Source organism: uncultured Ferrimonas sp. (assembly GCF_947489035.1).
GTDB lineage: Bacteria > Pseudomonadota > Gammaproteobacteria > Enterobacterales > Shewanellaceae > Ferrimonas.
Genome location: NZ_CANLCI010000046.1, coordinates 1 through 11,035, shown reverse-complemented (window position 1 = coordinate 11,035; position 11,035 = coordinate 1). Strand labels below are relative to the sequence as shown.

General features: G+C 54.3%; 10 protein-coding genes. 3 read left to right on the top strand and 7 right to left on the bottom strand.

The window, feature by feature from the left end:
• Positions 1-938: 938 nt before the first annotated feature.
• Positions 939-1,184 carry a hypothetical protein gene (locus Q0796_RS17750; RefSeq protein WP_298445729.1) on the top strand — a complete coding sequence of 82 codons (246 nt, stop codon included), beginning with the start codon at positions 939-941 and terminating at the stop codon, positions 1,182-1,184.
• 97 nt (positions 1,185-1,281) lie between these two features.
• Here Q0796_RS17750 and Q0796_RS17745 read toward each other — a convergent pair whose 3' ends face one another.
• The 3 genes from Q0796_RS17745 to Q0796_RS17735 form a co-directional block, all read right to left on the bottom strand.
• Positions 1,282-2,490: a multidrug effflux MFS transporter gene (locus tag Q0796_RS17745; RefSeq protein WP_298445726.1), complete on the bottom strand. Its 1,209-nt coding sequence runs from the start codon at positions 2,488-2,490 to the stop codon at positions 1,282-1,284.
• Positions 2,491-2,555: 65 nt separating this feature from the next.
• On the bottom strand, positions 2,556-3,614 hold the full coding sequence (locus Q0796_RS17740; RefSeq protein WP_298445723.1) for an MBL fold metallo-hydrolase: 1,059 nt from the start codon (positions 3,612-3,614) through the stop codon (positions 2,556-2,558).
• 46 nt (positions 3,615-3,660) lie between these two features.
• On the bottom strand, positions 3,661-4,560 hold the full coding sequence (locus Q0796_RS17735) for an SDR family NAD(P)-dependent oxidoreductase (protein WP_298445721.1): 900 nt from the start codon (positions 4,558-4,560) through the stop codon (positions 3,661-3,663).
• A gap of 244 nt (positions 4,561-4,804) precedes the next feature.
• Between Q0796_RS17735 and Q0796_RS17730 the strand changes: the two genes are divergently transcribed.
• Positions 4,805-5,383 (top strand): TetR family transcriptional regulator, encoded by a 579-nt coding sequence (locus Q0796_RS17730; protein WP_298445718.1) that lies wholly within the window; start codon positions 4,805-4,807, stop codon positions 5,381-5,383.
• 320 nt (positions 5,384-5,703) lie between these two features.
• Here Q0796_RS17730 and Q0796_RS17725 read toward each other — a convergent pair whose 3' ends face one another.
• Positions 5,704-6,762: an FAD-dependent oxidoreductase gene (locus Q0796_RS17725; RefSeq protein ID WP_298445715.1), complete on the bottom strand. Its 1,059-nt coding sequence runs from the start codon at positions 6,760-6,762 to the stop codon at positions 5,704-5,706.
• Positions 6,763-6,894: 132 nt separating this feature from the next.
• On the opposite strand from Q0796_RS17725, the gene Q0796_RS17720 reads away from it, so the two are divergent.
• Positions 6,895-7,758 carry a LysR family transcriptional regulator gene (locus tag Q0796_RS17720; protein WP_298445712.1) on the top strand — a complete coding sequence of 288 codons (864 nt, stop codon included), beginning with the start codon at positions 6,895-6,897 and terminating at the stop codon, positions 7,756-7,758.
• 61 nt (positions 7,759-7,819) lie between these two features.
• Here the strand turns inward: Q0796_RS17720 and Q0796_RS17715 are convergent, their stop codons facing one another.
• The 3 genes from Q0796_RS17715 to Q0796_RS17705 all read right to left on the bottom strand — a co-directional run bounded on the left by Q0796_RS17715 (position 7,820) and on the right by Q0796_RS17705 (position 10,253).
• Entirely contained in the window at positions 7,820-9,064 is a 1,245-nt protein-coding gene (locus tag Q0796_RS17715) for a M56 family metallopeptidase (protein WP_298445709.1), read from the bottom strand.
• Positions 9,057-9,431, bottom strand: a complete 375-nt coding sequence (locus Q0796_RS17710; protein ID WP_298445706.1) for a BlaI/MecI/CopY family transcriptional regulator — start codon at positions 9,429-9,431, stop codon at positions 9,057-9,059. Before Q0796_RS17710 ends, Q0796_RS17715 begins: the two co-directional genes overlap by 8 nt.
• A gap of 240 nt (positions 9,432-9,671) precedes the next feature.
• Positions 9,672-10,253 (bottom strand): hypothetical protein, encoded by a 582-nt coding sequence (locus Q0796_RS17705; protein WP_298445703.1) that lies wholly within the window; start codon positions 10,251-10,253, stop codon positions 9,672-9,674.
• Positions 10,254-11,035: the final 782 nt, after the last annotated feature.

Here is an 11,035-nt window from a genome sequence, read left to right as displayed (position 1 = left end):
ATATGTCCCGAATTCTCAGTTCAAGGATCAGATCGCCGTCGCGCTGATTGGTTCAATACGATTTAGGAAACAACGCCGCGCCGGTGTACCAACCTCAGCCGGTACCGCAATCGCGGGCAATGTTCGATTACGCCTGCGGCTAATCAACCCTACGGGTTATGGGGCCCCCAGGCTGTGTGCCAACCTCAGCCGCTACCGCAACAGCGATAATGTTCGATTACGCCTGCGGCGAATCCAACCGACAAGCCATGCTACCCCTCGCAGCGCCTACCTCATAACCTCAACCGGTACCGCAATGGCGGCCAATGTTCGATTACGCCTGCGGCTAATCAAACCTACGGGTTTGGGATACGCAACAGCGGGCATCTGGCTTTGGTCGGTCACGTTAGCCGCTGTTTGGCGTAACGTGACAGCGCCTGTGTGCCAACCTCAGCCGGTATCGTAATCGCGGGCAATGTTCGATTACGCCTGCGGCGAATCAACCCTACGGGTTATGGGGATCCCCAGCTTTGGTCGGTCACGTTAGCCGTTGTTTGGCGTAACGTGACAGCGCCTGTGTGCCAACCTTAGCCGGTACCGCAATCGCGGCCAATGTTCGATTACGCCTGCGGCTAATCAAACCTACGGGTTATGGGGATCCCCAGCTTTGGTCGGTCACGTTAGCCGTTGTTTGGCGTAATGTGACAGCGGCTGTGTGCCAACCTCAACCGCTACCGCAACAGCCGCCAATGTTCGATTACGCCTGCGGCGAATCCAACCTACAAGCTATAGGTATCCCCAGTAGGTCGGCATTGATGCCGACGATCGTTATCAGACCTTATTGATGAGAGTGTGCTCTGGACAACGGGTGTCGTTGCCGCGCTGCTTGGGCAAAATTACTTTTCGCCGTAAGCTAGCGGATTGGCAACGGAATACGTGTTTAAGGTGTTATTTTTCCAATGACGTTCGATATAGACAAACAAAAAGCGATCACCTTCTTTGAAGTATCAGGCTCGGCCTTGGCGATGATCTACGCCTTGTTGATCGCCTCCAATACCGGCAACGAAATACTGGGGTTCAGTTTGCTGTTACTGTCGGCGCTGCTGTTTGCTGCGTGGGGCTTTATGGATAAGCGCTGGGCTTTTTTCGGATTGCAGTTTTTCTACGCAGCCTCAGCCATCATTGGCTTAGTGCGCTGGAGTTAGCCTAAGGGCGCCAAGCCCGAATGTGGCTGCTTGCTGGGGCGGCCACCGTCGCAGCGGCCATTGCTGCGATGGTGGGCTTGCAGAGGTGGCGTTAAAATCAGTTTGCCGGTTGAGATATGTGGTTGGCGACGAAGGGGCGGTGTTTGATGGCAAGCCATAATACGCCGCTGATCAAACCAATCATTATCTGGATCATGCCCAAACTTTTAATCAGCGAATCGGTTTCCAACGAGATAAGCCCCATGCCGATGGCACCGGCGATCATGCTACAAAACTGAATCACGGCCACTGCCGAGCCGGTGTCTTGTTGCTGTTGTTCCAGCATTAAATTGGTGCCCGGTACGCGGGTGGTAATGGTGGCCAGAGTGGCTGGGGCCACCAAACAGGCAAACAACAGTGGCGATAAGTGGCCGAAGCTGAAGATGAATCCGCCGCAGATCGTGAGCAGGATAAAACAACCGCTGATGATCCGCTGGATCGAGATCCGTTGGGATACTTTCAGGTACAGCCTTGGGCCAAATGAAGCAAACAGCGCATTTAAGGCAAACACGTAGCTGAACTGCTGTTCGGTAAAGCCAAAGTGGTCGATATAGATGTAGGAGCTTGCGGCAACAAAGCCCATCATCGACATGGGCACGATGGAAAACGTGGCCAGTAGCAGCAGGAAGTTCGGGTTTTTCAATACCACCCCAAGCCGCCCCCACGAACGCAACACCGATCCGCTGTTGTGGCGGGTTAAGGTTTCTTTATACGCCAGACTGAACAGGGCGGCGGTAGCGCCAAACAGGGCTAGGGCGATAAAGATCATGCGCCACGAGGCCACTTTCAGCAGCAAAGCACCAATAACCGGCGCCACCATTGGGGCAATCACCACCAACGACAAAATGGTGGCCATGATCTTTTCACGCTCTTTGCCATCGTATAAATCTTTGACAATGGCCGTGGCGACAACGGTTACGGCGCTGCCGCCAAAGGCTTGCACCGCGCGCGCAAAAATCAGTGATTCGATGTCACTGACGTAGCCGCAGAAGAGGCTGCCCAGCACATAGATCCCGATGCCGCTCAGCATGATCGGTTTCCGGCCAAATTTATCGCTTAATGGGCCCCAAAACAGCAAGCCAAAGGCGTAGATAATAAAGTAAGTGCTTAAGGTTAAATTAACCATCGAATGGCTGGTGTTAAATGCCTCGACCATTTTTGGTAAGGCGGGCAAATACAGATCGGTTGTTAATGGTGGGAATGCACTGATTAACACCAAGAATATCAAAGTTCCTTTTTGACCTAATAACGGTTGCTCTATGTTCATTTGATATCCAATTGTTGTTGAAACAATAATATAAAATTATGCGGTTCCCTTGCTGGCCGAACTTATTAACGAATGGCACCGGTAAGTTGGCATTCTGTTTGGCTTTCCAGTTCCAGTGGTTGGCCTAATTCAAGCGTGATAAATTCGTTTGGCGCGAGATTGGCTGATTGCTTTGCGTGTTGCAGCAGTTCAAGCGGTTCTAGCCGCGGCTCGCTGGTTAATTGAAAAGTGCCGTAGTGCATGCCGATGGAAAGTTTGGCTTGCAGATCCTGATGGGCTTGCACGGCTTGGTAAGGATCAAGATGCACCAACTGAAACAGCTTTCGTGGGGCGTAGGCACCGATGGGAAGCAGGGCCACATCCACCGCGCCAAACTGTTCAAAGGTGCGTTTATAGTGGTCGCCGTAACCGCTGTCGCCGCCGAAGTAGATCTGCTTATTGCCCAGCTGCAGCAGGTATCCGCCCCACAGGGTGGCGTTGCGATCGGTTAGGCTGCGGCCAGAGTTATGCTGCACTTCAAGAAACCACAGCGTGACGTTGCCGGTTACCTGTACGCTGTCTCCCCAGTCCAATTCACGCACATTGGCGGCGTTGCTGAGGTGATTGCCTACCCCTAGCCCCACGTAGATTTTGGGGTTGTCGCGTGCCACTAGGGCATGAACGCTGTCGAGATCGAGGTGGTCGTAATGGTCGTGGCTGATGATGATCACATCGATTTTGGGCAAGTTAGCCAGAGCGATTGCGGGCTTATGGGCGCGTTTGGGGCCAATAAAAGTGACTGGGCTGGCGCGATCGGAAAAGACCGGATCGGTAAGAATGTTGACGCCGTTGGTTTGAATTAAAAAGGTTGCGTGGTTAATAAAACTGATGCGGATTTTGTCCCCCGTTACCGTGCTTAATTCTTGCGTTACTTCATCGGTATTCACCCACTCTGGCCAGACCGCTCGCTTGGTGTCGTTATTAAAACCGGCGCGCGCAATTTCCCAAAAAGTCAGTGTGTTAATCGGCGCGCTATTGTTGAATTTGCCTTCGTTAAAGTGGGCTGAATTGGTGCGAAGATCCACATCGATTTTTTTACACGACAGCAGTAAGAGCGAAAGGCACACAAGCAAGAATATTTTCATTACATCAATCCTGTTTTTCTTGGTACGACAACCGCAACGTTGGCGATTACTTCAAGTAAGGCGCAGCGAGGGCTTCCAGTTGATCCCATAACCGAGCGGCGGCGGTGGCGTTTAAGGCGGGATCGCCCTTGGGCAAATCAACCAGCCCAAAAACGTTATGCCAGTAAGCGCCGCGCGGCAGTGCTTGGGTGGCGGCGATTAACGAGGCTTGGGCGCCAGCGGCTTCCGAGATCAACTGGCGGCTACGCAGCCGCCCCAGCAGGCCCTGTTTGGATCCGCCAAAGCCGCTGGCAACCACACCGGGGTGCACCGCACTTGAGTGCAGCTGTGGGTAACGTTTGGTTAATTCGGCCACCTGCCAGAGGTTGCCCAGCTTGCTGCGGGAATAGGCTTTGGCGGTGCCGTCAAATGGGATGGTTGGGCTGCACTCTTGCGCCAAGATGTAGATGTCGCCGCTGGTCAGAACGATGCGTGCATTGCTGCTAAGCAACCCGCGCTCCATCAGTAAGCGATAGAGGATGTGGTGGCCTAACACGTTTACGGCAAAGGTGGTTTCTACGCCGTTTGCGCTCATGCTCGCTTGTTTTGAGAGCAAGCCCGCATTGCAGATCAGCAGATCAACAGGGGTGGTTCCCAGTTGTTCAACGGCGGCAACGATCGAATCAGGCTGAGCCAGATCGGCGTAGATCGCCTTGGCGGTTAGCGCCTCGCCGCTGGCATCGGCAAGGCCACGGGCCAAGGTGATCACCTCAGCGCCACGATCAATCAGGCCACGGGAGATAAATTCACCAATGCCGGCCGCACCACCGGTAACCAAAGCACGCTGGCCATCAAGTCGAGGAAGTTCTGGGCAGTGTTGGCTGTTGCGCCGCTGCCGCCAAATGCCACTCAGTACACGGCGATGCCTGCCTGGCGTAGGTTTGGTGGGCTGGAGAGTGATCGACATAACTTCCTCTTCATTTTACGACGACGGCGGAATGACAAAAAATGATATTTGTCATTTGTTATTGTGTCAACCAAGATGAGCGTAATTTGAGCTGTTGAAAGTGGGCTAGATGGCAGGTTTGGCGCGGTTTGACTGCCATCATTGTTATCGCTAGCATCACTTTAAATTTCGATAAAAAGCGGCGATTTACCTCTATCTAAGCGTTATCGCTCAGGGGGTTATCAGCAAAAATGGCAACTTTAATATGCTAACCACAAAACAGATATTGGACGCCTCGGAAGAGGTTTTACGCCGTTTTGGCCCAAGAAAAACAACGGTGGTGGACGTAGCAAGAATGCTCGGGGTGAGCCATGGCACCGTTTATCGTCATTTCAAAACCAAAGCCGCCTTGCATCAAGCCATCACCACCCGTTGGCTTGAATCGATCACGCTGCCGTTGGCAGAGATTGCGGGCGATAACGCCGACGCCAAGCAACGGCTGCAGCAGTGGTTTAAAACGTTGATGGAGATAAAGCAGAGGAATTTTGTTGATGATCCGGAGATGTTCGAATCCTATCTGGAGTTAGCTAAAAGCACACCGGAACAGGTGAAGTCCAAACACATCAATAGCTTGCTAGCGCAGGTGGAAAGCATTCTGAATGCGGGCAATGCCGCTGGCAGCTTTGCGATTGAAGACTGCAGCTTAATGGCCAAAACCTTATTTTTTGCCACGGGGCGGTATCATCATCCGTTGCACGCGAAGGAATGGTCGGATCCACATATCCAGCGCGATTTTGAACACCTAATGGCGCTGTTGATCCGCGGGATCGAGTCTCGCGCTTGAGGCCAAAATAACCCGTCGCGATTGGTCAGTGCCGACATTAACGGCTTATCGATCGCGGCGGATCGGATGGCTGTTTCCTTGGCTGCTGTTTCTGTAACCGCAAGCGCAATGCTAACAACAGCAAAGCCCTTGGCACGACAGCCAAGGGCTTTTTTACGCCTTTATTTGGGAAATGTTGGTAATTGTTGGTATTTGTCGGGATCGATTGATCGGCGCTGAGTCCATTTGGGATTTGTTGGTGCGGGCTGATATTTGTTGGTGCGGTGTGGTGTGGCTGCCCTGCGGCGAAACAGGGCAGTTTGGCAACGGTAAGCGGCAGATCAGTGGCTTAATTCGTTAAAGGTTTTGCTGATGAACAGATCCTTTTGTTTCATGTTCAGCAGCGTGCGCCAAGTGGTGGTGATAAACGGCAGCTGGGCAACGCCGGTTTCTTGGCCGGTGGGCACTAACGCCATAAACGGATGGCGGCTGTAGCCTTTGCTGCGTTTGCCTTTGAGCTGGTTGCTGATGCGCTTGCCCAGATAGTTGCCTTGTTCCAGTGCCAGATAGCCCAACTTGGCTTCGCCGACGTCGGCGATGTCGCCTAAGGCGTAAAAGTTATCTTGGCCGATCACGCTGAGCTGCTTATCCACCTTTACCAACCCCTGTGGGTTGAGGGTATGGGCAAACTGCTGCTGTAAAAACTGGTTGTTGGGGCGCACGCCGGTGGCGGCAAAGGCCACGTCTGGCCGCAAAACGTCGCCACTGTTGCTATCGACATAGTGCTCGCCTTGCTGCTGATAGCGGGCATTAAACTTCACCTCGACCCCAAGCCGTTGCAGCTGGGCTAACGCTTTGGCTTGCGCCTTGGAGCGAAAACCATCAAGCAGGGCGTGGCCGTTGTGCGCCAGCGTAACGTTGGTGGTTGGCATGGCGTAAGCGATCTCACCGGCCAGCTCTACCCCCACTACGCCACCACCGATGATCAACACCTGTTTGGCGGTTTGCAGCTGCTGGTGGTATTGGTGCAGTTCTTGATTGCGGGCATCGATGGAGATGGCGTTGCTGGATTTGGCCAGCGGCAAGCTGGGGTAGCTAGAGCCAGAGGCGATCACCACTTTTTCGAAGTGGATGCTGTCGCCGTTTTCTAACATGGCGCTGTTGTGGCTGAGCTGCTGCACGCCGCTGTGGATGAAGCGGCCAGTCAGTAACTGCTGGTAATACTGGCGGGCGTTGCCGTTATTTTGTTTGGGATCGGCCACATCACGCAGCACCGCGTAAGTCACTTCAAAGTAGTCTTTGCGATCAACGAGGACGGTATCGATCCCTTGCTTGGCCAGTTTCTGCGCTACCGCCACACCGGCAAAGCCGCCACCAATTACCAATACTTGCGTTTTCATTGTGTCAGCCCTGTGCTGCGTTATTGAATTGGCGCCATTCTATGTTGTTGCCTGTATGCTAGGAATGAGCAAAAATGAAACCTTGATGTGCATATATGCAACAAGGTTTTCTACCGAGCAAAAGGCATAACCATGGAAAAGTGGACCGAGCTAAGAACGGCTTATCGACTGGCGCAATTGGGCACCTTAAGTGCAACCGCCAAAGCGTTAGGGGTGCACCGTTCCACGGTGATGCGCCACATCGATGGGTTAGAGGCGTCGCTGCAGGTGACGCTGTTCCAGCGCAACGATCGCGGTTATATCGCGACCGATGCGGGGCTGGAGTTGATGCGCCTTGGCCAGATCACCGAGGAGCAATTCAGCCAGTTTGCCAATCGCGCCAAAAGCCAGCAGGAGCAACTGCAAGGCACCTTAACCATCACCTGTGTGGATGAATTAGCGCAGCTGCTGTTTCCCGCCATAAACTGTTATCAGGCGCGATTTGAGCAGATGCGGATTGAGATCATCGGCGACATTCGCCAATTCAAGCTGGAATACGGTGAAGCGGATGTGGCCATTCGCACTGGCGCCAAGCCAACCACCTTAGACAACGTGGTGCTGCCCTTTTTTGCGTTAGAGCTGGGGCTGTACGCCCACCAAAGTTACCTCGATAAACGGGGGCTGCCGCAGATGGATAGCGTTGCGGTGCATGATTTTATTGCGATGAACGAACGCCAGCCTCATTTGGCGTGGAATGAGTGGATTCATACCCATGTGCCTGCGGCCAACATTAAGCTGCAAAGCCGATCTCATCAGGTGTTGCAACAGGGGCTGCAGCAGGGCATTGGGGTGGGCATTGCGGCCAAATTTATGATCGACCGTTCATCGTTGCTGCAACCAGTATTACCGCACTTGAGCTGGAGCATTCCCACGTGGATTTTGGTGCATCGGGATGTGATCAACTTACCCAAGGTGCGCCATTTTATCGACATTCTGAACGCCAATAAGCCCCGCTAACATCAACGGGAGAAATCGGGCGCGCAGACGGCTCAACATCAGGATGAGCCGCCGTTTTACTTTACTTGTTGTGGTTGATGATTTGGATCTGTTCCACCTGTGGGTAGGGGCTGTCGCTGCGTTTTTCTAAGGCAAAGTCCAGCTGCACTAAGGCGTCTTTTATGCCGTTGGCGCTGGTTTTATAGGTCCACTGTGCCAGTGCTTTTTTGGCTTCGTGCACAAAGACCGCGTTGGGGATGGCGCGCACCACCGAGATGTTGCTGACGCGGCCATCGGCTTGCACATCAAATTTCAAAATGACCGAACCCTCCACGCCTTGAGCGGCGGCCGCAGCGGGGTACTGCGGTGCTATCCGCGTGAGTGGTGCCACCATGGTGGCGTTCTTCACGGCCTTAGTGGTGTGATCATTGCCGGCGTAGCTGATCCCCGACAGCAGCATCAGCGCGGCGGCGGCGATTAAGGCCTTGCCCCGTTTGCTGCCTTGAGCGTTGCTTTTGATCTGAGTTAAGCGTTCAAACATCATTGGTTTGTCTCCATATTTTTTAAAGGACAGTGGGGCAAAGGGGCTGCTGGAAACGGTGGCCGCCGTCTGCAGCAGTGCTTTGCCGTAGTTGACCCTGCATTCCTTGTGCTTGCGCGCTAAAACAGTTTGGTCACAGGACAGTTCTTGATCACGGCGAAACCTCGCGAAAGCCAGCCATGACAGTGGGTGGAACCAGGTTGCGGCCAAACAGCATGCCGCCAAGCGATTCCAGTGCAGATCGCCTCGGTGTAAGTGACACAACTCGTGTTCCAAGATCAGCCGTTGCTGCCTCTTGGAATAGCGTTGCGAAAACGAAGTCGGCAGCACTAACTGGGGGCTGAACCAGCCCATTAGCATTGGGCTGTGGGCGTGGTTGCTTTGATAAACACGCAGGGCCGCGGGCAGGGCGAGGGGCAGTGTGCTGGCCGCGATTGGGGTAATGGCCAAGCGCCGTTGAAAACGCCGCTCTTGCCATAGCCAAAAGACCAACCCGCAGGCGCTGGTGCTGCCCCAGAGGCTCAGTAATATGGTTGCCCACGGGGTGGCGTGTGCGGCCAGGGCATGGGGCAGCGTCACCAAGGTTTCCATGGCCAGCGGCGGCAACGTGTGGCTGAGCAACAACGGCAGCGGCAACTGATTGACAAGCAATGCCAGTGGCAGCAACAGCCACAAGGCATAGGCGCTGGTGGCACCACCAAAACGCAGCACCCAACGATGGCACAGCAGCAAGGCTGCGCTCAGTAGGGTGAACAACCATAACGACTCAAGCAGGGCGTTAATCATGGTCTTGTTCCCACTGTTTGATCAGCGCTTTAAGCTCGTCGATGTCCTCTTTTTGTAAGTTGTTGCGCTTGGCAAAGCCGCTGACTAACGGCGAAATTCGGCCGCCAAAGATGCGCGCAATCAGGCTTTCGCTCTGCTTTATCTGGTAAGACTCTTGCTCAAGCAGCGGGGAGTAAAGGTACATGCGCTGCACCTTTTCAAAACCGATGGCCTGCTTGCTGACCAATCGATTCAGTAGGGTTTTTACGGTTTTTTGGTGCCACGGCTGGTGCCGATTAAGCCGTTCGATGATCTGGTTGGCACTGAGTGGGTGTTGCGCCCACAGCACCTTTAACACTTCCAGTTCGCTGTTGCTGATCTCTGCCATGAGTTGACTTCCCTGTGCGGCCACAATCAATACGATTACGGATGTAATTCTTTGTTTAAAATTACAGCTGTAATCTTAACTGTCAACCCAAATGCGGTTTTATTGTTCACGGGCGGTTGGGCGCTAGGCTGAAATCACGGGAATTGGCAGCAGCCAGCGCAGCCGAAATGGCACCCCTGCCGACAGCGACGGGGGAAGCGGTTTGGAATGGGAACAAAGGGCGGGGCGAGGGCTGCGGCGCTACTTTTTCGCCACCACAAAGGTCATATCCCGTTCGCAGCGGGTTTGGACGTTATCGCCGTGCAGGCGCGAGTGCAGCTTAATCTGCCTTGAACTGCCTGCGGCTAGGGTTAGCCGCTGCAGTTGTTTGTCCCACTGTTGGTAACCGGCGCTGCTGTCGGTTTTAAAGAAAAAAGTGGACGACAGCTTGACGGTGTAGGCCAAGTGGCTGCTGTAGTTGCTGACTAAAGCGCTGTAAACCGTCTTCGCCCCTTGCCGTTGGCAGTTGGTGTTGCTGATCCGAATGTGGTTGCGGCCGAAAGTGGGGCGCGACGACGGCGCTTGTGCGGTGGGGCGGTGGTTGCCATGAATTTTCAGCTTGCTGATGGAGCTTGGCGGCTCAAGCTCTAGCTGGCCTTGGCTGAGGTTGTCGTTGTCGCAGGGCTGTTGTTGATAGTGAGTCTTACCATCAACAGGGCATTTATAGATGGTGGCATTGGCATTGGCATTGGCGTTGCTTGCGCTGGCAAACAATATCAATGTGGCTGCGGCCCAGCGAGCTGCGCTGGCGATGCCAGCAGGCGTTGTGTTGTTTGGGCTCATGCATCCCTCCTTGGATAACAATGTTGCGGTTGCTTCTTGGTTGCGCCGCTGTTTTGGCGGCCAGCCTACTTTCAAAGATGCACTAACCGACGGTTTTTGGTCAAGACAGGGGAGAACCGTGGGGGTAGGAGTTAGGGCACCAGCTCTTTGTCGGTCACGTTAGCCGTGGTTTGGGGTAACGTGACGGCGCCGGTGTGCCAACCTCAACCGGTACGCAACGGCGGCATTGTTTGATTACGCCTGCGGCGAATCAACCCTACGGCTAATCAAACTTACGGGTTATGGGGATCCCCAGCTTTGGTCGGTCACGTTAGCCGCGGTTTGGGGTAACGTGACAGCGCCGGTGTGCCAACCTCAACCGGTACGCAACGGCGGCCTTGTTCGATTACGCCTGCGGCGAATCAACCCTACGGGTTATGGGGATCCCCAGCTTTTTTGTAGGTCACGTTAGCCGCGGTTTGGGGTAACGTGACGGCGCCGGTGTGCCAACCTCAATCGGTACGCAACGGCGGGCATTGTTCGATTACGCCTGCGGCTAATTGGGGGGCCCCAGCTTTGGTAGGTCACGTTAGCCGCGGTTTGGCGTAACGTGACGGCGCCGGTGTGCCAACCTCAATCGGTACGCAACGGCGGGCATTGTTCGATTACGCCTGCGGCTAATTGGGGGGCCCCAGCTTTGGTAGGTCACGTTAGCCGCGGTTTGGCGTAACGTGACGGCGCCGGTGTGCCAACCTCAATCGGTACGCAACGGCGGGCATTGTTCGATTACGCCTGCGGCTAAT

Bases quoted from the DNA above. Each gene is read 5' to 3' on its own strand.
- Q0796_RS17720 (WP_298445712.1), top strand. From the start codon at position 6,895: ATGGAAAAGTGGACCGAGCTAAGAACGGCTTATCGACTGGCGCAATTG.
- Q0796_RS17710 (WP_298445706.1), bottom strand. From the start codon at position 9,431: ATGGCAGAGATCAGCAACAGCGAACTGGAAGTGTTAAAGGTGCTGTGG.
- Q0796_RS17745 (WP_298445726.1), bottom strand. From the start codon at position 2,490: ATGAACATAGAGCAACCGTTATTAGGTCAAAAAGGAACTTTGATATTC.
- Q0796_RS17725 (WP_298445715.1), bottom strand. From the start codon at position 6,762: ATGAAAACGCAAGTATTGGTAATTGGTGGCGGCTTTGCCGGTGTGGCG.
- Q0796_RS17730 (WP_298445718.1), top strand. From the start codon at position 4,805: ATGCTAACCACAAAACAGATATTGGACGCCTCGGAAGAGGTTTTACGC.
- Q0796_RS17750 (WP_298445729.1), top strand. From the start codon at position 939: ATGACGTTCGATATAGACAAACAAAAAGCGATCACCTTCTTTGAAGTA.
- Q0796_RS17705 (WP_298445703.1), bottom strand. From the start codon at position 10,253: ATGAGCCCAAACAACACAACGCCTGCTGGCATCGCCAGCGCAGCTCGC.
- Q0796_RS17735 (WP_298445721.1), bottom strand. From the start codon at position 4,560: ATGTCGATCACTCTCCAGCCCACCAAACCTACGCCAGGCAGGCATCGC.
- Q0796_RS17715 (WP_298445709.1), bottom strand. From the start codon at position 9,064: ATGATTAACGCCCTGCTTGAGTCGTTATGGTTGTTCACCCTACTGAGC.
- Q0796_RS17740 (WP_298445723.1), bottom strand. From the start codon at position 3,614: ATGAAAATATTCTTGCTTGTGTGCCTTTCGCTCTTACTGCTGTCGTGT.